We start from the raw sequence: 26,025 nt of genomic DNA on the forward strand, positions 1-26,025 counted from the left end.
CGTCCACGGCACCTGCTGCGTCCGGCTCTCAGGAGGAACGCCCCGCAGCGCGCACCACATCATGGATCCTCTGCGCTGCCTCAGGGGGCGCCGTCTCCTCCGTATCCACGCGCAGCTCCCACTCGGAGTGCGGATGGGCTGCAAGGTCGGCCTGTGTGGCGTCCCAGGCAACCAGCCGGGCATGGGTGTCGGTGTCGCCTCGCAGGGGTGAGCGCCGAGCGGTGGTGTCTTTGGAGCACCACAGCAGCACGCGCGTCCAGTGCGCCGGAAAACGGGCGGTGACCTGCTCGATCCCCGCCATCTGGCCGAGGTGCACGACGGGAATGCCGCCTCCCATTGCGTGCTCCAGGCCGGGCCGGTCGACCACGTAGATGTTGCCGTACCGGTCGTTGCGGTAGATGACGTCGCCGCGTGCCTCCAGTTCGGCCAGCTGCTCCTGGCTGCCCATTCGGTAGCCCTTCGTCCGGCCGTTTCCGATCTTGAGTCGGGTGAAAGGGGTGTATCGGGGGTCGAGTTCGGTGAGTGCGGCGGTGACCGTGTCCTTGCCCGAGGCGGGTGGGCCGTACAGCAAGATCCCGTGAGTCTGGGAGAGGGGCTTGGCGGGCTTCACTGGAACACCGTCCCGAAGACTTGGCGTACCTGGTCGGTGAGGGATATGGCCGCGCCGAGCCGGTTGTCGACGACCAGGTGCGGCACTACGGGACGCACGTCGAGGTCGATGGTGGCCGCGTACGTGTCCCAGTTCTGCAGCTTCCAGCTGTCGCGGGCGGCGGAGCGGAAGCTGATGTGCTCGTGCATGGTGTCGAGGTCACAGAGCACCCACACCACCACGACGGTGACCCCGCGTGCTTCGCACCGGTTGATCAGGCGCCGCATCCACCGCTCGTCGGTCGCCTCAGCGACGAACGGCGCCGAGAGGACGGTGCTGATGGCGCAGTCGACGTTCGCATACGCAGTTTCCAGGAGGCACTGGTATTCCAGTGGGCGCACCTTCTCCCGGTACAGGTCCGTGTGGCGGTCGTTGGGGTCGCTGCCCATCTCCACGAGGAGACGCTCGACGAGCGGCCTCGTGATCGGGTCCTTGTCGAGCACCGGCCATCCGGTGAGCTGCGAGATGAAGCGGGCGAACTCCGACTTACCGCTTCCTGCATAGCCTCCGACCATCATCAGCGTCGGCCGGTTCGGGTCACCACCGGTATGTCGACGCTTCCAGGCATCGAGAATGCGCTGCTGTATGCCCAGGCCGTCAACCTGCTCCGTCGCGGGCGTGAGCTGGCTCAGTGCGCGCTCGACGGCCAGGACGTGGGTCCCGTTGTGCTGCTCGCTGGACGCAGTGAACGCGAGCTCCGTCGCCTCGCCGGGCAGCGGGGCACGGAATCCAAGCTCGGGCTCGGTGGCGCGGTACAGCAGGCAGTAGGCGCGGCGGTAGTGCGGTCCGGGATACACCTCGCCCTGCTCGTGTTGCCACAGCGTCTGGAAGTTGGCCGCCGGCACGGCGAGCCCAGCAGCCGCAGCGACCTCGCGCAGCCGCTCACCCGCGCCTTCGAGCGTCAGGCCGTGTGCCTCCCGTTGCTCCCTCAGCTTCTCCGGCCGCCACCCCGGACGGTTCCTGCCCACGTGTGCTACCGCCTGCCCATCTCTAGTCATGATCCGGAGGCTAAGTCTGCCCCTCATGAGCCCATGTGTAAGCGGATGTTGAAAAGTCAGCTCGCCAGCCGATGAGCAGCAACGACAACTGCTTGTGATACTCCCCACCCTGCTCTGCCGGTGTCATGGACGCACCCCGAAGCGGTGATTGTCCGGCCACCTCGGACCCTCATTGCCCCCACGAGATCGGACCGCGTTCTTCGCATCTCGATCACGCCATGCGTGCGCCCGAAGCGGCTGACCACGTGACAGCACCGCGCCAATGGAATGAGAGGCCACCGTGCACGACGCGACAGAGCAGGTCTCGGACCAACCCGACTGGTCCCATCGCCAGATCGCTTACTACCGAGCAAGGGCCGCCGAGTACGACAGCGCATACGACGAACGCCTGCCCATGCCCCAGCTCGCGAAAGCCCTTGATGAGCTCCCCATCAGCGGCGACGTCCTTGAGTTCGCGTGCGGAACGGGTCAGTGGACCCAGCTGCTCGTCGGCCGCGCGCGCACCCTGACCGCGCTGGACTCCGCCCCGGAAATGCTCCGTATCGCCCGGGCCCGGATGCGGGGTACGGCGACGCGCTTCATCGAAGCGGACATCTTCAGCTGGGAGCCGGACCGCCCGTACGACACCGTCTTCTTCGCCTTCTGGCTCAGCCACGTTCCGCCCGTGGAGATGGAAGCCTTCTGGGCCCTGTCGAGGTGGGCGCTGGCTCCCGGTGGCTGCGTGGTCTTCCTCGACGACTCGCTCGCGAAAGCCGAGTTCGAAGAACCGGTCGCCGAGGCACAGGTGCCGACAGTGCGCCGTCGTCTCGCTGACGGATCCCAGCACCTCACCGTGAAGGTGCTGCACGACGCCCCCAGTCTCACCTCGCAGCTGAACGACCTGGGGTGGGAAGCCCACATCGAACCGATCGACGCCTATCACCTCGCTGGCATCGCACGTCCTCGGGAGAGCGAATGACCAGCATCAACGGCTACCCCGTTCGCCCGAGCGTCCGCGCCGGCGAAGTACTCCGACTGCACATCGCCACATCGGCCCCTCGGTTCCGCGTCGACTTCTATCGCTGGGGGGCGACTCCTCAGCACGCAGGGCACGCCGAGTGGCCGGGCCGCACTGCCACCCCTGGCACATTCGACAGAGACTGGCAGTGGCCTGCGTATGAGTTTCCCGTACCGTCCGACTGGAGGTCCGGGGTCTACATCGCGCTCCTGAGCACGGAGCCGAGCTCCTGCACGCCGCCGATGGATTCTCGCGAGGCGCGGATCCTGCTGGTCGTCACACCCTCCGCTCCTTCGGGCCGCAAGATCCTCTACAAGATCCCGACCTTCACCTACCACGCGTATAACACGGCCGGCGGCGGCAGCCTGTACAGCGCCTCTCAGGTGACCATGCGCCGCCCCGGATGCGGTATCGGAGGCCCAGTCAAAGGGCTGCCCGACCCGTACGACTCCACCTCTCCCCGGCAGACGTTCGCGCACTGGGACGCCCCCTTCATCGCGTGGATGGAGGAGAACGGGGTGGAGAGCGACTTCTGCACCGACCTGGATCTTCACGAAGGCCGGCACCTCAACGACGGATACCGCCTCCTGGTCTCCGCCGGACATGACGAGTACTGGAGCAGCGACACCCGCCGGAACGTCACTGCCTTCCGGGACGCCGGCGGCAACATCGCCAACTTCGGTGCCAACACCTGCTGGTGGCGGGTGGCTGTCTCCCCGAACGGTGCCGGGCTGAGCTGCGCCAAGTTTCCTCCCGGAGCACCGGCAGGGACCGACCCGGACAGCTCCTACGGCTGCCCCGCCCACTGGTGGGAGACGGAGCCCGAGAACGTCCTGCTCGGCGTGAGTTACCGCAACGGCGGTGGCCACTGGGACGGCCTGCGTGCACCACTCGGGTTCACCGTGACGGATGGGAACCACTGGATCTTCTCAGGCACCGGATTGAAGACCGGCGACGTCCTCGGACGCGAGGGTGCTCTCATCGGCTACGAATGCGACGGGGCGGCGTACGAGCTCGACGCGGCCGGTCGCCCGCGTCCGACGGGCCAGGACGGTACGCCGAAGGACTTCGAAATCCTCGGCATCGCGCCGCTGCCCTCGGACTGGAACTTCGCCGCCCGGGAACCGACGACCAGCCCCCGCGCGGCCACCCTCGGCCTCTACACCGTGGCCGGCACGGTCTTCACCGCCGCGACCACCGACTGGGCTCGCCTGCTGGCCACCGACCCCCAGGTGGCTTCCATCACCCGCAACGTCATCACTCGACTCTCCTGACGAAGGGATCAACGTGTCTGGATACACACGTCCGCTCAGCGTGGTCATCGGCGTCAACGGCATCGGCATGGGGCACTCCGTCAGGCAGAGCGTGATCGCCCAGTACCTCCGCGACCGCGGACACCAGGTGCGGATCGTCACCAACGGCTCGGCCCGCGTGGAGTACTTCCGCGACCTCGGTTTCCCCGCGTGGGACGGGTGGATGCCGACGCTCCTGGCCCGGGGTGACCGCATACACGCAAGCGACGCCGTACGCGCCAACATCTGGCAGGTGCCCACCGGCGTCACCAAACACCTGCATCTGCGTCGGATCATTCGGGAGACCGGCGTCCCGGATGTGTTCATCACCGACTACGAGCCCAACACCCCTCGCCTGGCCTACCACTTCGGCAAGCCGCTGATCTCTGTCGACCAGCAGAGCAAGTACCGGCACCTCGACCTGCCCACTGTCGGCCAATACGCCCGGACCGCTGATGAGCAGCGGCTGCGCTACTTCGCGCCCCACGTCGACCGGTCGTTCATCTGCTCCTTCGTCCCTCTGGATGCCGACGACCAAAAGCTGGAGTTAGTCGCCCCTGTCGTCCCCGACGTGATCCGCTCCGCCCCGGTCACAATCGAGCCCCTCGCCACGGCCTACTTCTCGCGCTACTTCGACCACGGCCCGGAAGAGCCCGTGCGGGCCCTCGCCGAGGTCTTCCGTCAGCACGTGCCGGACCGCGCCCTGCGCATCTATGCGCAGGCGGCAGAGACCAGCAGCCTTCGCCAGTACGCCAGCGACAGGGTCGAGATCTGCACATTCGACCGCGAGGCTTTCATCGCGGACATGGCACGGTCCGAGGCGGTCTTCTCCAACGCCGGCTTCAACCTCATCAGTGAAGCCTTCGTCCTCGGCAAACCGGTCCACCTGATCCCCCTGCCCACCTACGACCAGCACTGGTGCGCCAAGGTCGCTCACGAAGCGGAACTGGGCACTTCAGCACCGCACATCACCCGCGAAGCGGTGCTCGACTTCCTCAACCGAAGCCGGGAACTGCGCAACAACGTCGAGCAGCACCGGGACGAGCACCTCCTGGCCGATCCGCGGGAACGGATCGCCTCCTATCTGGAGAGCCTCCCCGCAGCCAGTCAGCAGCCCCTCACACCATCCGCGCGGTAGGCGGCCATGGCGTCTTCCTCGCTTTCGGCCCACCTCGACATCGGGGTGTCAGTGGCCGCAGTCGTGGCCTGCTATCGCTTCGCGGTCTCGCCAGCAGTGCGAGCCATCGCTCGACGTCGCCGGGTCTTGCTGGCCGTGGTCATCGCGCTCGCGCTCGCGGTGCTGGCCGCTTTCCGGCCAGCACCCGAGCCAGGCCCGCTGCGCTGGTTCGTCATCACCGTGATCGTTTTGCTTACCTGGCAGGGGGCGACAAGCGACTACGACGTCACAGAGCCCATCGGGCCCCAGCGCGGCGACAAACGGCTGCTACTCGTCTTCGCAGCCGCCACGTGCCTGTGGCCGGCGGCCCTGCTGCCGTGGATGGCCGTGTACTGCGGCAAGCTGCACGGCTGGAAGCACCACGCGATGATGCCCACACGTCTACTCAAGGCGTACCTGGCCTGGTTCCTCGTGGCGATGCTCTTCGGCGCCGCATGTTCCGCAGCGGCACTGCTGCTGGTCCTCGGCTGCGTCTCGCTCTCCCACTATGTCAAACCGGCTTGGAGCAAGGCGCGCCTCGGGCCCTACCCCTGGTCATGGGCTTGGCACAACCGCACCCACTACCTCATGGCCGCCGCATACTCCTGGGGTTGGGCGCGCTTCCTCCGTGCCGAGACCGCATCCCGCGTGCTGCGCCGTGCGCGCGTCTTCGATCGTCCGCTCAACTTCCTCACGATGGCCATCGAGACTGCCGGCCTCGTCGCGTTCCTCGATCGCCGACTGCTGATCGCGGCGCTGTTGGCGACCGCCCTCTTCAACGTCGTCGTGGCCCTCGCCTCCGGCATCCTCTTCTGGGAGAACATCGGCACCAACATCGCCCTCGCCGTCACGCTGCTTCCCGGTGCGGAGTACGACGCGGCGTTCGGCTGGCCCGCCGCACTGATCGCACTCGCCGTACTCCTGCTCAGCACCGCCGACCTGCTGTGGCAACCCTGGCACCTGGGCTGGTGGGATTCCCCCTTCACGGCACGCGTCCATTGGCAGGTGGAGACCGCTTCAGGGGCGAGGCTCGGGCTCTACAACGACTTCATGTGCCCGTACGAGCGCGAGTACGGCCGCGTCCTGGGCTACTTCCTCACCGACGAGCCCGTCCTCCACGGCCACCTCGGCATCGTCTGGGACCGGGAACTACGTGACCTTCTCGTCCGGGCGGACGGCGACCGGGATCAACTGCGCGCGCTCAAGCAGACCTACGGCCACGTACAGGCGGACAAGCAACAGGCACGCGAGCACATCGCCTTCCTCACCAGGATGTTCACCCAGCTCAACGCCGGCGCGCCGAAGAGCCCCCTGCCCCGATCACTGCGCCGCCTCAAGGCCCCGGGCGGCCAGCTCTACAGGTGGGGCGACCTTCCTCCCTACCGCGGTGAGGAACCGGTCCGCCGCATCACGATCCGCTACGAGGAGCGCTGCTACCGCCCCGCTACCGGCGACTTCCTCCTGCTCACCAACCGCACCGTGCAGGAGATCGACCTCCTGCTACCCAGCGCCGACCAAGGGAGTACCTCATGCGCAAAGTCTTCGTCGACTGCGGCACGAACCTCGGAATCGTGCTGAACCGCTTCATCCACGAGCTTCCCGACCACGACTTCTACGCGTTCGAGCCCAACGAGGACCTGATCCCTTCCATCCACCAGCAGGTCGAGCAGGCCCCTGTCTCCCCGCGCGTCGAGATCTCCAACAGCGCGGTATGGACCCACGACGGGACGATCGACCTCTTCCTCGGCCACCACGAGAGCTCGACCGTGATGCCCGGCAAGCGCGTGCCGCCGATGTACGACCAGCAGATCGACTACAGCTCACCGGTCCCCGTCGCCGCGACCGACTTCAGTTCCTGGCTGCGCCGGACTGTCGCCGCAGACGATCACGTCGTCGTGAAGATGGACATCGAGGGCGCCGAGTATCCCGTGCTCAGCAAGCTGCTCACCGACGGGACGATCAACCTGATTTCCATCCTCTACATCGAGTGGCACCACGACCGCTTCCCCGCCATGAGCCGAGCCGACCACGACCAGGTCGCCAACGCCGTATCCACCTGCGTCGACGTCCGCGACTGGGACTGACTCGAAGAAGGGGACACCACGCCATGCACTCGAAGCACATCTACCTGATCAAGCACGGTGAGACAGAGGAAAACCGGCAGGGCATCCACCAGGGCCAGGCTGTCGGCGGCAGCCTCAGCAAGCGCGGGAGCGACGACATCCGCAAGGTCGGCGACAGCCTCGCCGCAGCCGGCGTCACGGTGGACCAGATGCTCGTCAGCCCGATGTCCCGCTGCCGTCAGTCCGCCGCTTTGCTGACCGCCGCGCTCACTCCCGCCGACGTGCGAGTGGACGAGCGCCTGGCCGCCAAGAACAGCGGCTACCTCGGAGGCCGCCCCAGGGAGCTCGCAGCAGCCGAAGCCAGCCGCCGAGGCGTCCCGATCCACCAACTCCGCACACCAGGCGGTGAGTCGTCCGAGGACGTCCAAGCCCGCTACGTGCAGCTCTGGGACGAAGTCTGTTCAGGGCCACACCGTACGACCATCCTGATCGGGCACGGCGGAGGAATCGCCTGCCTGCTGCTGCGGCTGACGGGGAACGGCTTCGACCGATACCTGGATCACGTTCCTGGATCCGCTGGCGTCACCTGGGTCGAGGTCGACGGCATCACGCCTCGAATCCGGCTGATGAATGTCCCGGCCGCAGACCTGCCCAGCCGTCTCTGCCCCCGTACCGACCGATGAGAGCGCAGGCGGTACGGGGGCGAGAGATACGGTCAGGCGTCCTCGGCGCCACCGAAGCGAGCCTTGTAGGACTCCAGGTCCTCCTCGGTGATCTTCGTAAAGAGCACCGGCGGAACGGTGAACGCGGTCCCGGCCGGCACGGCGTTCAGGGCCTTGGCCTGCTCGGCGGTCACCCAGGTCGCGGTGTCACCCTCCAGCGCAAAGGCTCCCCGCATGGCAGCCGCAGTGGACGGAATGAACGGCTCGGAGACCACCGCGTACAGGTGGATCAGGTTCATCGCGGTGCGCAGGGTCAGCGCGGCACAGTCCGGGTCGGTCTTGATCTCCAGCCAGGGCGCCTTCTCCTCCAGGTAGGAGTTGCCCGCAGACCACAGGGCGCGCAGCGCAGCGGCGGCCTTGCGGAACTGGAGAGCCTCCATCTGCTCCTCGTACTCGGCGAGGAGCCGAGCGATCTCCTCGCCCAGCTTCGCCTCCGCTTCACCGGCCGGGTGGCCGGCCGGGACCTCGTCGCCGAACCGCTTGCGGGAGAAGGACAGCACGCGGTTGACGAAGTTCCCCAGGGTGTCGGCCAGGTCCTTGTTGACCGTGGCGGTGAAGTGCTCCCAGGTGAACGACGAGTCGTCGGACTCCGGGGCATTGGCGATCAGGAAGTAGCGCCAGTAGTCGCCGGGAAGGATCTCCAGGGCGGCGTCCGTGAAGACGCCACGCTTCTGGGACGTGGAGAACTTGCCGCCGTAGTACGTCAGCCAGTTGAAGCCTTTGACGAAGTCGACCTTCTTCCACGGCTCGCGCACACCCAGCTCGGTGGCCGGGAACATCACCGTGTGGAAGGGGACGTTGTCCTTGGCCATGAATTGGGTGTAGCGGACGGTGTCGTCGGCCTCGTACCACCACGACTTCCAGTCGCGGATCTCGCCGTCCGGGGCGGCGTCCGCCCACTCCTTCGTCGCGCCGATGTACTCGATCGGAGCGTCGAACCAGACGTAGAAGACCTTGCCCTCGGCCGCGAGGTCGGGCCAGGTGTCGGCCGGCACTGGGACACCCCAGTCCAGGTCGCGGGTGATCGCGCGGTCGTGCAGGCCCTCGGTCAGCCACTTGCGTGCGATGGCCGAGGACAGGTGCGGCCACTCTTCACTGACCGCGTCGATCCACGCCTCGACCTCGTGCTGGAGCTTGGACTGCAGCAGGAAGAGGTGCTTGGTCTCGCGGACCTCCAGGTCCGTGGAGCCGCTGATCGCCGAGCGCGGGTTGAGCAGGTCGGTCGGGTCGAGGACGCGGGTGCAGTTCTCGCACTGGTCGCCGCGGGCCTTGTCGTAGCCGCAGTGCGGGCAGGTGCCCTCGACGTACCGGTCCGGCAGGAAGCGGCCGTCGACGGGCGAGTACACCTGATGAATCGCCCGCTCCTCGATGAACCCGTTCTCGTTCAGCTTCCGCGCGAAGTGCTGGGTGATCTCGACGTTCTGCTGCGACGAGCTGCGCCCGAAGTAGTCGAAGGCCAGCTCGAACCCGTTGTAGACGGCCTTCTGCGCGTCGTGGGCCTGGGCGCAGAACTCCTCGACCGAGAGCCCGGCCTCCTTGGCGGCCAGCTCGGCCGGCGTGCCGTGCTCGTCGGTGGCGCAGATGTAGAGGACGTCGTGGCCGCGCTGGCGGAGGTACCGGGAGTACACATCCGCCGGAAGCATCGACCCGACCATGTTGCCCAGGTGCTTGATCCCGTTGATGTAGGGAAGCGCGCTGGTGACCAGGTGTCGAGCCATCCTCGGATGCTCCATTTCGTACGTACGGCGCCGGCGGCGGTGCCACGGCGGGCCCAAGTCGGGAAGCTGCAGCCCTTGCGATCACTCAGCTTGCGGCTTTGCGTCACGCACTGTGACGGTACGGGTCTGCAGGCCACCGCCATCGTATCGAACCAGCGGTTTGCCCTTCTCGCAGGTTTTGTGACCTGCCCGAGCCGGGCCAAGAAGGCGCTCGGCCGTCCGAGACAGGCGGCCAAGCGAGTCCCGTACGGCCGAGGCACCTCCCATCTTAGAGCGCCCGCCGCGCCGCCGATCCGCATGCACCGCCCATACCCCCGCCCGAAGCCGAAGAGGTGGCCAGCATGATCAAGAATCGCGCGCTCCAACAGCTCCGCGTCGTCGTGGTCGGGCAGGGATACGTCGGACTCCCACTCGCCGTCAGGGCCGCCGAGGTCGGGCACCAGGTCATTGGCTTCGACGTGGACGCCCAGCGCGTCAAGCGGCTCGTACGCGGTGAGTCCTACGTCGAGGACATCCCGGACTCACGTCTTGCCCCGCTCCTCGCCGCCGGCGCCTATCGCCCGACCATCGACGCGTCCGACTGCGCGGACTTCGACGTAGCGATCGTCACGGTCCCCACGCCCCTCCGAGACGGGGCGCCTGACCTCTCCCACGTCGAGGACGCGGCGCGGATGCTCGGCCGCCACCTCACACATGGGGCGACCGTCGTCCTGGAGTCCACCACGTACCCCGGCACGACCGAGGAAGTCTTCGGCCCGCTCCTCGAACGCACCTCCGGCCTGGCCGCCGGCCATGACTTCCGCCTCGGCTACAGCCCCGAGCGCATAGACCCAGGAAACGCCACGTGGACGCTGGAGAACACGCCCAAGGTCATCTCCGGCATCGACCCCGCCTCCAAGGAAGCCGTCCACTCCTTCTACGCGTCCCTCGTCGAGACGGTCGTCCCGGTCGCCAGCTGCAAGGAGGCCGAGCTGGCCAAACTGCTGGAGAACACCTTCCGGCACGTGAACATCGCCCTCGCCAACGAGCTGGCGATCTTCGCCCACGAACTGGACATCGACGTCTGGTCGGCGATCGACGCGGCCTCCACCAAGCCGTTCGGGTTCATGCGCTTCACCCCGGGACCAGGCGTCGGAGGCCACTGCCTGCCCATAGACCCGTCGTACCTGTCCTGGCGCGTCCAGCGGACCCTGGGCCGCAACTTCCGCTTCGTCGAGCTGGCGAACGACGTCAACAACCACATGCCCGACTACGTGGTCCGGCGCCTCGTCGACGGCCTCAACAAGCGCAGGAAGTCCCTCAACGGCTCCCGGATTCTGCTGCTCGGCCTCGCGTACAAGGCCAACACCGGCGACGCCCGCGAGACCCCGGCAGCCCGCATCGCCGAGCTGCTCATACGCATGGGCGCCGAGGTCCAGGTGGCTGACCCTCACGTCAGCGACGACGCTCACCCCCGCGCGGCCGACTTGGAAAACCTCCAGCGAGTTGAGGTAACCCCCGAGTGTCTCGGGGCAGCCGACGCCGTCGTCCTGCTCGCCGACCACGATGCCTTCGACTACTCCCTGATCACCGCCCACGCCCCGTACATCCTCGACTGCCGCCGCCGACTCGCTGGCGCCCACGTCGACTCTCTCTGAAGGGAAGCCACGTGAAGATCGTGATTACCGGCGGCGCCGGATTCATAGGCAGCAACCTGGCCCGGGCATTGATGGAGCGCCGCGAGATCAGCCAGATCCGGGTGATCGACAACTTCTCCACCGGCAATAAGGAGAACATCGCGGGTCTCGACGTCCACTTCTTCGAGGGCGACATCCAGGACGCCGCTCTCCTGAAACAGGCATTCCACGGCACGGACGCCATCGTCCACCTGGCCGCCCTGCCGTCCGTGCCTCGCTCAGTGAAAGACCCCCTGGCGAGCCACCACGCCAACGCAACCGGAACCCTCCAGGTCCTCGAAGCAGCCCGCCGGGCTGGCAACCTGCACGTGATCGCCGCTTCCTCGTCCTCGGTCTACGGTGCGAACCCGCGCCTCCCGAAGCACGAACACCTCACCACTGCCCCGATGAGCCCGTACGCGGTCACCAAACTCGCCACGGAGGCGTACCTGGGCGCGTACCACTACAGCTTCGGCCTGCCGGTACTGCCCTTCCGCTTCTTCAACGTCTACGGGCCCGGCCAGCACGCCGACCACCCCTACGCCGCGGTCATCCCGAAGTGGATCAGCGCCACGCTCAACGGACGCCCCCTGACCGTGCACGGTGACGGCACCCAGACACGCGACTTCACGTACGTGGGCACGGTCTGCCAGGTTCTGACCGATGCCCTCCTACGCCGAGTCGTCGACCCTTGGCCAACAAACCTCGCCTTCGGCACGCGGACATCCCTTCTCGACCTGATCCCCGAGATCGAGGCCGCAACCGGGCTTCACACTCTCCGGGAACACACAGCCACCCGAGTGGGTGACGTCCCCCACTCGCAGGCTGACGGCACCCGCCTGCGAGCGCTCTTCCCGACGATCACGCCCACATCGCTGCAGGAAGGGATATCGGTTACAACCAAATGGTTCCGTGCTTGATCACGTGAACGGCCAGACGCGCCGCCTCCGCGACTACCCAAGGGATCCGACAGCAGCATCGCGACGCCGGCAGGCGGACTCCAAGCCGTGACGCGAAGGGCGGCAGACGACCGACGGCGACCGAGATGCAGAGCCCTAGCCTTCGCGAGTCTAGGTTGGCGACCGCAATTGCGTCCGGCAAGCGCCAACACCGTCCGCCTACGAACCGCCGTCACTCCTCGAACGGGCCAACGGGCTCGAACGCCACGATCACCGAGGGATCCTTCCCGCACTCCTTGCAGCGAGCCTCGCTTGACGGTCGGGTCTCGCTCAGGAGACACGCGACCTCCTGGATATGACCGCAGTAGAGGCGTACGCGCCAACGCATGTAGTCCGACGGAGACCGACGCGGAAAGGGCCCCAAAAGCTCCCGGATCTTACTGGCGACCTCAGCGGACAGTGGTGGCGCGCTGTCCACCACGCGGCGAACCCACTGGGTGATCCGTTCTGTCTCCTCCTGGCGTCGGTGATCAGCTCGTGTGAGTCGATACTCAGCCAGTGGCGCGCGGGGCTATCGTGATGATCGGTCATATTGCTGACGCTACGGGTGCGGTGATGCCCTCCCCGCAGTAGACGCCTGAGGCAGCCCAATCGAGCGAGAGACCGAAACCCTGACCAAATCCAGCGATTTCGCGGAACGAGCCCACGGCCTCCGTCTCTGGCTGCACGCCGGAGTCGCCTAGAACGGCGCCCAAGCTCGCCGTGAGCCACCGGACCGCAGCGTCTCGACGCGCTTCTCGACTTCCTCGGCGGCGCGCGGATCGGCGCCGGCGTTCTGCGAGAGCCAGGTGACCATCAGCAGTTCGCGGACCTCCGGAGCACGGTGTACCCAGACCACTGCCGGACGTCGAAGCCGTAGCCGCCCGCGAATTCGGCGTACTCGGCCTCCGTGTGCCAGCCGAAGCTGTCGTAGTACATGGCCGCCTGTATGAAGTCCCACTCACGAGGACCGGTTACGAAACCGTCCAGGTCGATGACCTGCGGGTGGCCTTCCGCGTCGCGCAGGACATTGCCGACGTTGCGGTCACCGTGCAGATGCCCTCGCAGAAGGACGAACTCCAGCCCTTCGTACTCGGCCGCCAACTCCTCGGCCAGCCCAGCTAGATACGCGCGAGTCTCGGCACGGATCTCAGCACGTCCCAGACGCTGCTTGACCTTGTCGAAGGGGCGGAGTTCGGGCAGGGGAAAATGCGGCGGTTCCAGTCCATGGAGCCGCCTCAGGAGTTCGCCCACCTCACGAGTGCTGGCGTAGTTCTCGCCGTCGGCCAGCCCTTCCCAGAAGGTCACCGGATGCCCCTCAACGACGACAGGCTGTTCAGCCTCGGTGACGAGTCGCGCCGACGGGTAGTCCTCGGCTTCGAGCCATCGCGCCACAGCGACCTCTCGGCGCACGGACGGCAGGCGGTCAGCGTGGCGACCGACCCGCGACACGACCCGCCCGCCGTCGATGCGGAACGCCGCGTGATCAACGAGTCGCAGCATAACGATCCCGTCGGGGGCCAACCCGGCCAGCTCAGGCTCTGCGCAAGATGCTCTCTGCCGTTGCGGAGTCGAAGGCGGTTCGTTCGTTCGTCGTCACGCCGTCTGACCTCCCTGTGCCACGGGCAGAACGAGTATGACCCGCGCCCACCATGGACCGTATCCACGAAGCCCAGCGCACGTGTGCCCGCTGGCAGAACGAACGATGCGTCCAGGACCTCGCTGATCGTCTCTAACGGATGAAGCACGAAGGTTAGCGCCCGCCCACACTCAGTACCGGCATCAGATGGAGGCGGGTGGCCGGAGGAAACTGCTCGTGGAAGGTGCCTTGCTGCTGGCACCCTGGCGCCATGCTGTTCAAGCTCACCGGATCGAGCTGCTCGGGTAAGACGACCCTCGCCTTCGCGGCGGCCGGTCTGCTCGCGGGGATCGCCATGCACGATGTCGATGAGGTCGGTGTACCGGAGGGCGCCGACCGGCACTGGCGCCATCGCATGACCGAGATGTGGGTGCGCCGCGCGTTGGACTACCAGGACCGCGGCATCGACCTTCTGCTCAGCGGGCAGTCCCCCTTGGGCGAATTGCTGGCCGCGCCCTCCGCCCCGCTCCTGGATGGCATCGCCGTGTGCCTGGTCGATGTCGCTGACCCGGTTCGACGCGCTCGCCTCGCTGAGCGTGACCCCGGACGATGGGACCCCAAGGCGATCGATGCTTACATCGGCTGGGCTGCATGGCACCGCAAGCACGCCCTCGACCCGTCTCACCGGCCCGATGTCATCATCGACAACGGCTGGCCCGAGATGGTCTGGCGCTGGACCGGTTGGAGTGCTGGTGATCCCCGATGGCGCGTCCCGCTGCTCGATACGACGGACCGGCCAGTCACAGAATCTGTGGATCAGGTCGAACAGTGGATCAACGAGCAGCGCGACGCACACCAAGCCGGCCAACTCCCCCTGAGCCACGGTTGGGCTTCGTGATCCGCCCGAACGGCTACTCACCTGCGGGGCGACTGCCGCTCCACCTGCCTGACTACGCGGTCAGCCAGGTCCATGAAGTTCGTGATCGACGGCGCTTCCACGATCAACAACCGTCCGTGGGCGCTACCGTCTCCGAATCCGCACCCGGAGTCGCGAACCAACGATGTCAGCCAATGGACGGTCGGGCGCTCCGCTGCGAAGTAGACGACGGGACGTGGGGACCATGAGCGATCGGACAGGTGGCTTCGGCAGCTTGCTGCAGTGAAGCAGCCAATGGACGTGAGGGCGTATGAGAGACCCGCCACGCCGAGTTCCAGGGAGCCGAGAAGTGGTTCGGCGTCATAGCCGTCCCCAACAAGTTCGACTATCTCACTCTGGGGATGCTCGGCGGCAAAGCCTGTCGGCAGGCACGCCGGGTCGGTTGACTCCAAGGCCCTGGCGATAGCCTCGAAGTCAGCGTGAGTCGACGCGGCAAGGTCGACCAGGCTGGCGAGGTGTCGTTCCTCCTTGACCATGGCGACAGCTTCCTCGTGGCTGACATCGCCAATGTCCCAGACGCCACGAAAGAAGCCGTACCCCTCTTCATCGATCTCGTCCTCGGGGGGCAGACCGAGCGCCACATTGGCGGGAAATGTAGGATCAACCTCTACGTCCACGACCGGGATCACAGGCGGCTCCTAGTAGTTGCCAGCGGCATGGAACCCCCACCGTACCCTCGCCTCCCGTCCCGTTCACATGGCTCTGGTTCCCCGCCCTGGGTCCTGCAACACGGCGGTGCCAGTTCCTTGGCGGGCTACTCATCGACACAGAGACAGCCCCCGAGGTGCGGGGGCTACAGCACGGCCCAATCCTGCTCCGCCTCTTCCGAGCGACGGACCCGAGACGAGGAAGCAGGAGCAGATCCGTCCGGCGTCTCGGGGCGTCCGTACTGGTCACTCGGAAGCGGCAGCCCAACTTCTTGCTGCAAGCTTCAGACTTACGGAAGTCCCGTTCCTCCGCTCCAGTACCATTGGCGACGGGTGGGGGAGCCCTGCATGACCGGCGGCCTGGTAGGCGTGTTCCAGTTGTGGTCTGTCCGCCCGGTGCCTCTGGCTCTCCGGGACAGCTGCGCACCGACCGAGAGGCCCCGGGGGAAAGCGGGGCTGGAACCACTCGTGACGTACGACATCGCAGCGCCCGAACCCGCCGGGATGGTGGCCTCGCTGAGTTCGCTGGGCTACTCGTTGCCCGCAGCCATTGCGGATCTTGTCGACAACAGTGTCTCCGCGAAGGCACAGAACATCGACGTCGAGTTTGCCTGGGCGGGCAGCGACTCATGGATCGCGGTGGTGGACGACGGCGATGGCATGAGGGGGGACGAACTCGTCACGGCCATGACCGTGGCGGCGCGAGGGCCGACGACGCCGCGCTCGGCGACTGATCTGGGGCGGTTCGGGGTCGGTCTGAAGTCCGCGTCATTTTCGCAGTCGAGGCAGCTCACCGTGGCGACAGCCAACGACGGTCAGTGGCAAACCCGCACCTGGGACCTGGACGTGGTCGAGAAGTACGGCCAGTGGCGGTTGCTCCACGGGGCCGACGACGACACCACAGCGATTCTCCAGAGGATCCGGCCTTCAGGCGACCATGGCACGGTGGTGCTGTGGCGTCGGCTCAGCGGTTATCACACCGCCGGCGTCACCGAGGACGACGAGCGTACCCAGAAGCAGTTCTATGCCGAGGCGACGCGCACCGAGGCTCATCTCGGCATGGTCTTCGCACGATTCCTCACGGGAATCCGGCGACGTGACCTGAGGGTGTCCGGAACCGCCGTACAGCCCTGGGACCCCTTCATGAGCTCCCACCCCTCCGTTCAGCGGCTTCCTGCAGAAGAACTTCCCTTGGGCAACAGCTCCGTGAAGGTCGAGGCGTTCATCCTCCCGAGCGCTCACCGCCTGTCTCCTGACGAGTTCAGTCGTGCGGCAGGACCGCAGGGTTGGCTCGACCAGCAGGGCTTCTACGTGTACCGACGCAACCGTCTGATTCTTGCCGGTGACTGGTTGGGGCAGCGCGGAATGCGTCGCGAGGAGAAGTACAACCTCGCCCGCATCTCCATCGACATCCCGGCCGAGTCGGACGCCGAGTGGGGAGTCGACGTGCGGAAGTCCAGCGTCGTCCCACCTGTCGGCTTGCGGCCCCACCTCCACCGCATCGCGCGTCAGGCCCGCACGAAGGCCGCCGAGGTGCTGCGGCACCGCGGCCAGGTCGCGGCGCGTGCACACGGCGATCCCCTGGTGCACGTCTGGAACGTGCGCCGTACGGACGGCCGGCTCGCCTGCCGGATCAACCGCAGCCATCCGCTGGTCCTAGCCGCACTGAGACCAGGAGGCGCACATCCCGGCGACGTACGGGCTCTGATCCGTCTCCTTGAGGAGACCGTGCCTGTCGCCACTCTCCGTGTGATGCACGAGACCGACACCAGCGACGACCCCGACCCGTTCGGCGGCGCGGGCCCCGCTGACGAGACGGCGACCGAGGTTGCTCAGCGCATCTACGAGTCCCTTGTCTCCGGCGGCCGTTCACCTGCCGCGGCGCGCGAGCGGCTGCGCACGATGTCGCCCTTCGACCAGCTGCAGGGGTTCTGGAGTACCTGAGCCCGTTGTCGGTGGTCACCCCTACCCTGCTCCATACCGTCTCCGAACAGTTGGAGGTTCCTCGTGAGCTCCACCCCCGACGAGCCCATCGCCAAGGCGAAGCGGCTGGTACGCAGCTTCCTGCCGCAGGACCGGCAGCCCAGCCCGGACGAGGTACAGGTCGCGGTCAACGCGATCTTCGGCATGCTGGCCGCACAGGGGGAGGATCTGGACCGGGACCAGCTGGCCAAGGAGATCGAGGCCATGATCACGGTGTTCCAGGAGCGTTCCCTGGGTCTCGTTGATCCCAAGGGACACGAGCCGTGGCTCCCTGAGGCGAAGAACAACCGTTCCTGGGACTTCTGGGAGCGGTACCGGTGGTACCTCGAGGATGTTGAGGATCTGCCGCTTTCGGTCGTGCGACGCCTGGACCAGACCTCGGACGAGGTGCTGAGCCAGCTGGAGGATCCGCGGCGTCCTGGCCCCTGGCGCCGCAAGGGGCTCGTGATCGGCCAGGTGCAGTCGGGTAAGACCGGACAGTACATCGGACTTGCCTCCAAGGCGGTTGACGCAGGCTACAAGCTCGTCGTGGTTCTCGCCGGCATCCACAACGACCTCCGGAGCCAGACGCAGCTGCGCATAGACGAGGGCCTGCTGGGCTTCGACACCCAGCATCAGATGCGCTCCAACGAGAACGGGAACTCCCGCACCATCGGTGCCGGGCTCATGCCGCTGCAGGGCAAAAAGCTTGATATCGCGTCTCCGACGAACAGTTCCGAGAAGGGGGACTTCGGGCGCCAGGCCGCTGCCACGATCAACTTCCCCCTCGGCAGCTTCCCCGTCGTGCTCGTCGTCAAGAAGCACTGGAAGATCCTCGAGTACCTGCGCAGGTGGGTGACGGACGTGCAGGGGACCGAGGGCGACAACGGCCGCAAGATCGTGCGTGATGTTCCGCTCTTGGTCATCGACGACGAGGCCGACAACGCGTCGATCAACACGGTTCGTGATCCGGACGACGACCCCACCAGGACGAACCGGGCGATCCGGGACCTTATAAACAGTTTCGACAGGGCGGCGTACGTCGGGTACACGGCCACCCCGTTCGCCAACATCTACATTGACCCCGACGCAGAACACGACGAGGTCGGCGAGGATCTCTTCCCGGAGAGCTTCATCCGAAGCCTCCCCTCGCCCTCGAACTATCTGGGGCCCGAGCGGGTCTTCGGGCTTCAGGTGGACGATGAGGACGAGGAGGACGTGCACCCGCTGCCGCTGGTGCGTCACGTGAACGACGCCGAGGGCTGGTTGCGGAGTCGCCACAAGGCCGGCGACAGGCCCCGGGGTGATCTCCCTGGGTCCCTTCGTGAGGCTATTGCCGCGTTCGTGCTCTCCTGCGCGGCCCGCAGGGCCAGGGGGCAGGCCAAGGTACACAACTCCATGCTGGTGCACGTGACGCGGTTCACGGCCGTGCAGAGCCTTGTCCGCGAGCAGGTGGAGGACCACCTGCACTTCCTGGTGGACTCGCTCCGTGACCGGTACGGGAAAGGGCCGAAGCTCCTTGCAGAGCTGCAGGAACTCTGGGAGCGCGACTTCGTTCCCACCACGAGCCATTTCCCGGCCGACGAGGCTGAGCCTCTGACCTGGGAGCAGGTGTCGACGGAGCTTCTGGATGCGATCAGGAAAATCCAGGTCAAGGCGGTGAACGGCACCTCCCGGGACGCTCTCGACTACTACGACAACCGCAAGGACGGGCTCTCCGTCATCGCCATCGGTGGCCAGAAACTGTCTCGGGGTCTCACGCTTTCAGGGCTCACGGTCAGTTACTACCTGCGCTGGGCCAACACCTACGACACGCTGCTCCAGATGGGCAGGTGGTTCGGGTACCGGCCCGGGTACGAGGACCTGTGCAGGCTGTACACCACGCCTGCCGTCGAGGACGCCTACGTGGAGGTCACGGCCGCGACCGACGAACTCCGCAGGGAGGTCGAGGAGATGGCGACGCTCGGTCTCACGCCCAGGCAGTTCGGTCTGAAGGTCCGCTCCTCGTCGCTGGGTCTGATGGTCACTGCAGCGAACAAGATGAGGCAGAGTGAGAGGATCCTCCTCAGCTACTCCGGTGAGGGACCGGAGACGGTGATCTTCAACCTCGCCGACAGGGCAGTGAAGCGCAACTTCAAGTCGCTCGAGGACCTCGTGCGGCGCCTCGACGGCATCACGGCAGCCGAGGCGCCGACCTCTGGCGGCACGGTGATGTGGCGAGGGGTGTCGCCGGAGGTTGTCTCCGAGTTCGTGGCCGCGTATGAGACCGACCGCATGGCACAGCGAGTCCGTCCCCGGCTGATCGCCAAGTACATCGAACAGTGCGCCAAGGTGGGAGAGCTGGGCAACTGGACCGTCTGCCTGGTGGGCAAGTCGGCAGCTACTCCTGTGGACATCGCTGGGCACTCTGTCGGCCCAGTTACGCGTGCTCCGCTCAACGAGGAGTTCAGCGCCGAGGGACGATACACGATCCGCCGTGTCCTCAGCCCTCGTGACGAGGGCCTCGACCTCGACAAGGCGCAACTCGACGCGGCGCGCGAGGCCGCGAGGAAAGCCGCGGAGCAGAAGGAAAAGACCTCGGCTCCGAAGCATCCGTCGGGACCGTACCTCCGTCGCCAGCGACGCCCGGACCAAGCCCTGTTGCTCATCTACCCCATCGAGGTACAGGCATCCGAAGGCAGTTCCCAGGGGCTGCCTTTGGTGGGCTTCCAGGTGAGTTTCCCGTACTCCCGTAACGAGTCGAAGACCGAGTACGTGGCGAACAGTATCTACCTCCAGGAGGACATCCAGCCCTTCGACGAGGAGGACGAGGCGTGACCGTCACCGAGGAGGACTGGGACGAGCTGGAGCGCCCTCACGACTCACCAGGGCGCTCCAGCCGTCGGTTGCACCCAGACTCCCCGCTGGACGTGTTCCTCTCCGTCACCCATCCAGGTCGACAGCGCATGCTCGTACTCAGGGCTGACGCCCGCTCGGCGGACCACATCGTGCGTTCGGTGGGGCGATTCCCCCGGGCGGCCGGCATCGAGATGCAACTGAGTGCGGTGTCCCGTCTCGAGTACGAGCTCCAGTTGATCCTCACGGCGAACGACCTCCGGGAAGTGTTCAACCCGCTCGTGACCGACGTGGCCGACACCGCGCGTACAGCGCCGGCCGCCGCCGACGCTCTGACAGCTGCCGTGGACAGGTTCGAGCGCTGGCAGGATCTCCTTCGCACAGTTGGCAGGGACGGGCTGGGCGCCGAGGCGCGGCGGGGGCTCTACGGGGAGCTTCTGGTGCTCGGTAACCACCTCTTGGGCACCCTGCCCGAGATCGAGGCTGTGGAGTCCTGGGCTGGGCCGACGGGCGCCAATCAGGACTTCCAACTCCCGGGAGCCGCGATCGAGGTGAAGGCCAGCGCCGCGAAACGCCCCCACAGCGTCCGCATAGCAAGTGAGCGGCAGCTGGACGACACCGGTGTCCCAGACCTGCTGCTGTGCCTGATGGTGCTCGACGAACGACGCGGCGGCTCCGGCGAGAGCCTGAACCGTCGTGTGAAGAGCGTCCGGGAGCAACTTGCCAGCGCTGCAGCCAGGGCCCGATTCGACGGCCTGCTGATCCAGGCGGGTTACCTGCCCGGGCATCACGACCTCTACGACGAACCTCGTTATACCCTGCGTGACTTGCACTTCTGGCATGTTGGCGAGGGTTTTCCCAGACTTGTCGAGGCGGACCTTCCCGAGGGCGTCAGCGACTGCACCTATCACGTGACTGTCTCGGGATTGGACGCCTACCTTGCGTCGATCGACGAGGTGAGCAAGCTGATCGGGGGATCCCATGAATGAACAGGACCTGGCCGAGTACTCCAGGAGCCTCGTCGCCGACGTACAGGCAACCGCGGACGCCGAGGGAACGACAACTCCGGAGGCGTTCACACACAGGGTCCTGTTCGACTTGGAGAAAGCCGGTGTCGTCTCCAACACCTTCACCGCGTACCACAAGGCCCACGGTCACGAGGTCCATGGTTACGGCATCGGGGATGCGGGTGAGTCCCTGGACCTCTTCCTCACGGACTTCCACTTGGCGCCGTTGGAGACCAAGCTCACCAAGGCTCAGACCGAAGCCTCGTTCAAACGGCTGTTGACGTTCGCACGTCGCTGCCAGGAGGGCCTGCAGCAGCACATTGACGAGTCCTTCGATGTGTACGACATGTGCGAGGCGGTCGAGAAGGCGCTGACCGAGGTGCAGAGGATCAGGCTTTTCCTGCTGAGCAACCGGGTCGGCACGTCCGTGGAGGTCCCGCCCACCCACTTCGACGGTCTGCCGGTCGTCCACGAGGTGTGGGACTTGGCGCGGCTGCACCGTCACGAGACGTCGGGGACGCTCAGCGAACCCATCGTGGTTCCCTTCACGCCCCCGCTGCCCTGCGTATCCGCTCCGAGTTCGGAGCAGGACCACTCCGTCGTGCTCGCTGTGCTACCCGGCGAGATGCTGGCGGAGCTGTACGCGGAGCACGGGACACGGCTTCTCGAACTGAATGTGCGTTCGTTCCTGCAGGCCCGTGGCTCCGTGAACCGAGGCATCCGGGAGACCCTGTTGAACGCGCCCGGCCGCTTCCTGGCCTACAACAACGGGATCACGGCAACGGCCTCCCAGGTCGACTTCGTCACAGGCCCGGACGGAGAACCGACCCACATCTCCCGAGTACACGGCCTCCAGATCGTCAACGGCGGTCAGACGACCGCGTCACTCCACTACGCCCGGTCACGGGACAAGGCCGACCTGTCCCAGGTCCGGGTCCAGATGAAGCTGACGGAGGTCTCGCCCGAGCGTCTCACCGAGATCGTTCCCAGGATCTCTGAGTACTCCAACACGCAGAACCGCGTGACACAGGTCGACTTCAGCTCCAATCACGAGTATCACGTGGCGATCCAGCGGATCACCCGTTCCCTCTGGGCCCCCGCTGTCGACGGCAGCGGTCAGGAGACCCACTGGTTCTACGAGCGCGCACGCGGCCAGTACACGGACGAGCTGGCCAAGGCCCGTACGCCTGCCCGGCAGCGCCAGTTCAAGAGGATCAACCCGACGAAGAAGAAGTTCACGAAGGCCGACCTGGCGAAGTTCGTCCACTCGTGGATCCAGCTCCCGTACCTGGTGAGCCGGGGCGCACAGAAGAACTTCGTCGAGTTCATGCTGCGCATCGACGAGGCGCCGCCGCGCGTCGACATCCAGTACTGCCAGCGGATGATCGCCATGGCGATTCTGTTCAAGGCCGTGGACCAGATCGCCGCCAGCCATGGAGCGGGCAGCCACAAGAGCCTGGTCACGACCTACACGACGGCACGACTGTCCCTGGCCACCGACCAGCGGATCGATCTTGACCGGATCTGGCGTGAGCAGGGGATCTCCGCTGCTCTGGAAACCGCGGTGGACGATCTGTGCCCCCGCGTCATGGCGACGGTAACGAGGCCGCTCGAAGGTAACCACGTGGGTGAGTGGGCCAAGAAGGCGGCGTGTTGGGACGCCGTTTCACGAGTGCGCTGGGCGGTCCCCGATGCCCTGGCAGCCGAGCTCATGGACTTCCCTCTCGACGAAGCAGCACTGGCTGGCGGCAGCCCGGACGTGGAGGGGTCAGTCGAGGAACTCCTGGTTGTTCCAGCCGACGAGTGGTACGCAATCGAGCAGTGGGCCAAGGAGACGCACAACCTCGAACCCTGGCAGAGGCAGCTGGCCCAGTCCGTCGGGAGGCGGATGGAGAACGGTCAGGAGATACCCGAGACCCAGGCGCTGCAAGCACTTCACGCACGTAGCGAGGCTCTGCGCCTGGGATTCACTCCTGCTCGGTGATCAGCGCCGGAGCTCTGGGGGACCGGGTCAGAGCATGCCCTTCTCGATCAGGTCCCTGGCCGCGTCCTCAGCTCGCCTCAGGACAATCCGTCCGTCACCTTCACTGAAGGCGACGAGATCCGAGCCCGGCGCGATGCCGGCCTCCGCTAGCAGGCCGAGCGGCAGCTCGACCCGACCCTGATCATCAACACGAAGTTCGGCTGGTTCCCGGAGCATGGGAAGAGTGTGGCACCCTCCCTGTCACAGGACGTCGACAGGCTAGGAAAGTGATCATGGCCGGAGGGGGCAGAACGCCGGACCGTGGATGGGTCGCCACCACGGAAGGTGAGCATCTTCGCGGTCGGCGCGTGAAGGACACCAGGCCGGAGGTGGCCCTCAGGAAAGCAGTGCACCGGCTGGGCTTCAGGTTCCGCCTTCAACAGAGGGTGGCCCCTAGGTGCACGGCCGACTTCGTGCTTCCCAGATACCACTTGGCCGTCTTCGTCGACGGCTGCTTCTGGCACGGCTGTCCGACGCACGGCCCGAAGGTCTGCCGAGGACCAAACGCCGAGCGTTGGACCGACAAGATCGAAACCAACAAGGCCCGGGACAGACGCAACACAGAGGCAGCGGAAGCCGCCGGATGGACCGTACTCCGCATCTGGGAGTGCGAGGTCAAGGCCAGTCCCGCGGAGGCAGCGATCAAGGTTGCCGAGCGGTGTTCGGCTCTTGGCCGCGTGACTGGGTAGGGATGGGCTCGCGACCGTGCGTCCCGCTCAGAGCGTCCGCGACCAGGTCGCCTGCAGCACTGTCCCTGCCCGCGCAGTACTGGCTCAGGGGGCACTGGTCACAAAGCGGATCTTTCGCGATGCACAGTGTGCTTCCGATGAGGCGCAGGGCAGCCATACGCAGGGGAGCTTTCTCGCCTGCTCCGACCAGCTTCACCAAGTGCACCCGGCCGTCGCTGAGTCGGTTCGTGCGGTCCGAGTCACTGTCGTGCAGCCGAGCAGCGACGCGTAGTGCGCTCTGTCCCACCCACAGGAGGTCGTCATCGATCAGCAGCCGATAGAGCGCACTCTCGGCTGGCTTCATCTCCAGGCGCTTGGGCACCTCCTTCTGCTTCTCCTCGTCTTCGGCCCAGACGCTTGACTTGCCTGCCACCGCGGTAAGCCTGTCGAGGCGTGCCCGAACGGCGGCAGTGGGGGCTGCATCAAGGAGAGTCCGCAGGGAGGACTTGGTCAGAGTCGTGTTCTCCCGGATGGTCTTGAGCATCTCGTGCATCTGACCAGGCTGCACCCGGGTCCCAGCCAGCACCGCCACGACCGCTGCCTGCGCTGACGACAGTTTGGGCAGCTGGTACCAGTTCTCGCCGTCGCGCTGACGCTCCGCCCAAGCGGTCAGGTCCTCGCGGGCCATGCGCCAGCGGGGCTGGAGTCCACCTTCCTGGGAGTCCTCGACGGGCAGCAGCACTTCCGCTGCCGCCTTACCGAGGAGCGGCGGCACCGCATTACCGATCTGCCGGAAGGCGTCACTGCGCGTCCCAGCGAACCTGAACCGGTCCGGGAAGGTCTGCACCCGCGCCGCCTCACGGACGGACAGTGTGCGGTTCTGGTCGGGATGGATGTACCAGTAACCGTCCTTGGCGATGTGGGCGGTGATCGACCGGCTCAGATCGCCCCAGTCCAGCTTCTTGTACTTGTCAGTGAACTGGTCGGCCTTGTACCGCTGGAGCTCCGGGTCGATCTCCGAGTAAAGAGTCTTGGACGTCATGCGCTTGAAGATCTTGTAGTCGTCCCGCCTGACCCGGCGGGTCATGTGGTCGAAGACGACGTCGCCCCGGGCCCGCTTGCGCATGTCCTTCGCGAACTGGGACTGCTTCTCAGCTGGTGTTTTGTACTCCATCTCGCGTTCGCCGACGCGCTCCGTGGGCACCACGATCAGGGGCGGCAGGTCTCCAATGGCATCGCGCAGGGTGGTGCGCCCCTCCTCGGTGATCTCCTGCTGCCACTCAAACTTCTCGACATCCTTCCTGGCCAACAGGATGAGGCGCTTCCGGTGCTGTGGGACTCCATAACGCCAGGCGTCCACGAGGCGCACCTGGGTTGCGTAGCCGAGCTCCTCCAGCTGCTGTTCGATCACACGGACCACGAAGAAGTCGTCGCCGAGCCCCATGTCCGGAACGTTCTCCATGAGGACGGCGCGCGGCTCGATCCTCTTGACGACGTCGAGGTACGCGCTCCACAGCTCCTTACGAAGGTCGTGCGGGTCGCGGCCGTGATGCTCGACCAGGTGGCGGATCTTGCTACGCCCTGCCCTGCTGAACGGCTGGCAGGGGGGGCCTCCCGCCACGAGATCGATCTTGCCCCTCGCGGGCTCGAGGAGCTCCTCGAGCTTGTCGCGCTCGGCGGGATTCCCCAGGTCCATGTTCAGGCTCATGCCAGGGAAGTTGGCAGCATGCGTCTCGAGGGCGCGCTCATCGGAGTCGACAGCAGCCGCGATCGTCCAACCAGCTCGCTGAAGACCAAGGCTCAGGCCGCCGGCTCCGGAGAAGAGGTCCACGGCCAAGCGGCGCCCCGCGCCGTAGCCTTCGAGCCACTTTGCGAACTTCTCGGGCCTGCAACTGTGCCGGTGCCGTGGGAGCTTCAGACAGTCGCTCCGCTCCAGGGGTACGCCATAGTGCGACTCCTGCACAGCACGCACCTCCACACCAGCGAGAACGACGAGCACCAGGAGATCACAGACGCGCTGGTGGAGGCAAGGATTCCACCACGCTGACCTCCGGAAATCCCGTAAGGTCGATGCTGCGCTCTGCCGGGTACCCGTGCGAGTCCGCACGGTCCCCCAGACTTCGGCTTCGAACCGACGTTCTGGTGCGTTACTGGAGGCAATCTTAGAGGACAGCAGTGA

At 66.3% G+C, this 26,025-nt stretch carries 21 protein-coding genes; 14 read left to right on the forward strand and 7 right to left on the reverse strand.

Annotation, left to right across the window (positions count from 1 at the left end; genetic code table 11):
• Nucleotides 1-28 precede the first annotated feature (28 nt).
• Together ACIF8S_RS19025 and ACIF8S_RS19030 are read right to left on the reverse strand one after the other, a co-directional pair.
• Nucleotides 29-610 carry a guanylate kinase gene (locus tag ACIF8S_RS19025; RefSeq protein WP_400000193.1) on the reverse strand — a complete coding sequence of 194 codons (582 nt, stop codon included), beginning with the start codon at nucleotides 608-610 and terminating at the stop codon, nucleotides 29-31.
• A complete protein-coding gene (locus tag ACIF8S_RS19030; RefSeq protein WP_244793355.1) occupies nucleotides 607-1,647 on the reverse strand; it encodes an AAA family ATPase in 1,041 nt (346 codons plus the stop codon). Before ACIF8S_RS19030 ends, ACIF8S_RS19025 begins: the two co-directional genes overlap by 4 nt.
• Before the next feature lie 280 nt (nucleotides 1,648-1,927).
• Here ACIF8S_RS19030 and ACIF8S_RS19035 point away from each other — a divergent pair, with 280 nt between their 5' ends.
• From ACIF8S_RS19035 to ACIF8S_RS19060, 6 genes are read left to right on the forward strand one after another with little or no spacing between them, the layout of a single operon-like run.
• The gene (locus ACIF8S_RS19035; RefSeq protein WP_244792854.1) at nucleotides 1,928-2,605 is read left to right on the forward strand and encodes a trans-aconitate 2-methyltransferase; all 678 of its coding nucleotides are present in this window, start codon (nucleotides 1,928-1,930) and stop codon (nucleotides 2,603-2,605) included.
• On the forward strand, nucleotides 2,602-3,918 hold the full coding sequence (locus ACIF8S_RS19040) for a N,N-dimethylformamidase beta subunit family domain-containing protein (protein WP_400000194.1): 1,317 nt from the start codon (nucleotides 2,602-2,604) through the stop codon (nucleotides 3,916-3,918). Before ACIF8S_RS19035 ends, ACIF8S_RS19040 begins: the two co-directional genes overlap by 4 nt.
• A 13-nt stretch (nucleotides 3,919-3,931) precedes the next feature.
• Nucleotides 3,932-5,074, forward strand: a complete 1,143-nt coding sequence (locus ACIF8S_RS19045) for a glycosyltransferase family protein (protein WP_244792851.1) — start codon at nucleotides 3,932-3,934, stop codon at nucleotides 5,072-5,074.
• A 51-nt stretch (nucleotides 5,075-5,125) separates the two neighbouring features.
• The gene (locus ACIF8S_RS19050; RefSeq protein WP_400000195.1) at nucleotides 5,126-6,670 is read left to right on the forward strand and encodes a hypothetical protein; all 1,545 of its coding nucleotides are present in this window, start codon (nucleotides 5,126-5,128) and stop codon (nucleotides 6,668-6,670) included.
• On the forward strand, nucleotides 6,622-7,176 hold the full coding sequence (locus ACIF8S_RS19055; protein ID WP_244792846.1) for an FkbM family methyltransferase: 555 nt from the start codon (nucleotides 6,622-6,624) through the stop codon (nucleotides 7,174-7,176). Before ACIF8S_RS19050 ends, ACIF8S_RS19055 begins: the two co-directional genes overlap by 49 nt.
• 23 nt (nucleotides 7,177-7,199) lie before the next feature.
• Nucleotides 7,200-7,838, forward strand: coding sequence for a histidine phosphatase family protein (locus tag ACIF8S_RS19060; RefSeq protein ID WP_244792844.1), 639 nt, complete (start codon nucleotides 7,200-7,202; stop codon nucleotides 7,836-7,838).
• Nucleotides 7,839-7,870: 32 nt separating this feature from the next.
• On the opposite strand, the gene metG is transcribed toward ACIF8S_RS19060, so the two are convergent.
• Entirely contained in the window at nucleotides 7,871-9,595 is a 1,725-nt protein-coding gene (gene metG / locus ACIF8S_RS19065; RefSeq protein ID WP_400000196.1) for a methionine--tRNA ligase, read from the reverse strand.
• Between the two features lie 341 nt (nucleotides 9,596-9,936).
• Here metG and ACIF8S_RS19070 point away from each other — a divergent pair, with 341 nt between their 5' ends.
• The gene (locus ACIF8S_RS19070; protein ID WP_400000197.1) at nucleotides 9,937-11,232 is read left to right on the forward strand and encodes a nucleotide sugar dehydrogenase; all 1,296 of its coding nucleotides are present in this window, start codon (nucleotides 9,937-9,939) and stop codon (nucleotides 11,230-11,232) included.
• Nucleotides 11,233-11,243: 11 nt separating this feature from the next.
• Entirely contained in the window at nucleotides 11,244-12,170 is a 927-nt protein-coding gene (locus ACIF8S_RS19075; RefSeq protein ID WP_400000198.1) for an NAD-dependent epimerase/dehydratase family protein, read from the forward strand.
• 834 nt (nucleotides 12,171-13,004) lie between these two features.
• On the opposite strand, the gene ACIF8S_RS19080 is transcribed toward ACIF8S_RS19075, so the two are convergent.
• Complete coding sequence (locus ACIF8S_RS19080; RefSeq protein WP_400000199.1) at nucleotides 13,005-13,691, reverse strand: aminoglycoside phosphotransferase family protein; 687 nt, start codon at nucleotides 13,689-13,691, stop codon at nucleotides 13,005-13,007.
• Between the two features lie 347 nt (nucleotides 13,692-14,038).
• Here ACIF8S_RS19080 and ACIF8S_RS19085 point away from each other — a divergent pair, with 347 nt between their 5' ends.
• Entirely contained in the window at nucleotides 14,039-14,665 is a 627-nt protein-coding gene (locus ACIF8S_RS19085) for a hypothetical protein (RefSeq protein ID WP_400000200.1), read from the forward strand.
• A 17-nt stretch (nucleotides 14,666-14,682) separates the two neighbouring features.
• On the opposite strand, the gene ACIF8S_RS19090 is transcribed toward ACIF8S_RS19085, so the two are convergent.
• Nucleotides 14,683-15,333, reverse strand: coding sequence for a hypothetical protein (locus ACIF8S_RS19090; RefSeq protein ID WP_400000201.1), 651 nt, complete (start codon nucleotides 15,331-15,333; stop codon nucleotides 14,683-14,685).
• Between the two features lie 486 nt (nucleotides 15,334-15,819).
• Between ACIF8S_RS19090 and ACIF8S_RS19095 the strand changes: the two genes are divergently transcribed.
• The 4 genes from ACIF8S_RS19095 (at nucleotide 15,820) to ACIF8S_RS19110 (ending at nucleotide 23,139) form a co-directional block, all read left to right on the forward strand.
• Nucleotides 15,820-17,295, forward strand: coding sequence for an ATP-binding protein (locus ACIF8S_RS19095; RefSeq protein ID WP_400000202.1), 1,476 nt, complete (start codon nucleotides 15,820-15,822; stop codon nucleotides 17,293-17,295).
• A gap of 63 nt (nucleotides 17,296-17,358) precedes the next feature.
• A complete protein-coding gene (locus tag ACIF8S_RS19100) occupies nucleotides 17,359-20,130 on the forward strand; it encodes a Z1 domain-containing protein (protein WP_400000203.1) in 2,772 nt (923 codons plus the stop codon).
• Nucleotides 20,127-21,137: a PD-(D/E)XK motif protein gene (locus ACIF8S_RS19105; protein ID WP_400000205.1), complete on the forward strand. Its 1,011-nt coding sequence runs from the start codon at nucleotides 20,127-20,129 to the stop codon at nucleotides 21,135-21,137. The genes ACIF8S_RS19100 and ACIF8S_RS19105 overlap by 4 nt, the downstream gene beginning before the upstream one ends.
• A complete protein-coding gene (locus ACIF8S_RS19110; protein WP_400000207.1) occupies nucleotides 21,130-23,139 on the forward strand; it encodes an AIPR family protein in 2,010 nt (669 codons plus the stop codon). The genes ACIF8S_RS19105 and ACIF8S_RS19110 overlap by 8 nt, the downstream gene beginning before the upstream one ends.
• A gap of 27 nt (nucleotides 23,140-23,166) precedes the next feature.
• Here the strand turns inward: ACIF8S_RS19110 and ACIF8S_RS19115 are convergent, their stop codons facing one another.
• Nucleotides 23,167-23,355, reverse strand: a complete 189-nt coding sequence (locus ACIF8S_RS19115; RefSeq protein WP_400000209.1) for a hypothetical protein — start codon at nucleotides 23,353-23,355, stop codon at nucleotides 23,167-23,169.
• Nucleotides 23,356-23,411: 56 nt separating this feature from the next.
• Between ACIF8S_RS19115 and ACIF8S_RS19120 the strand changes: the two genes are divergently transcribed.
• Nucleotides 23,412-23,867 (forward strand): very short patch repair endonuclease, encoded by a 456-nt coding sequence (locus tag ACIF8S_RS19120; protein ID WP_400000375.1) that lies wholly within the window; start codon nucleotides 23,412-23,414, stop codon nucleotides 23,865-23,867.
• On the opposite strand, the gene dcm is transcribed toward ACIF8S_RS19120, so the two are convergent.
• Nucleotides 23,821-25,809 (reverse strand): DNA (cytosine-5-)-methyltransferase, encoded by a 1,989-nt coding sequence (dcm, locus tag ACIF8S_RS19125; protein WP_400000376.1) that lies wholly within the window; start codon nucleotides 25,807-25,809, stop codon nucleotides 23,821-23,823. The genes ACIF8S_RS19120 and dcm overlap by 47 nt on opposite strands.
• Between the last annotated feature and the right edge of the window lie 216 nt (nucleotides 25,810-26,025).

It is taken from the genome of Streptomyces sp. NPDC085937, from assembly GCF_044540535.1.
In the GTDB taxonomy this organism is placed as follows: Bacteria; Actinomycetota; Actinomycetes; order Streptomycetales; family Streptomycetaceae; genus Streptomyces.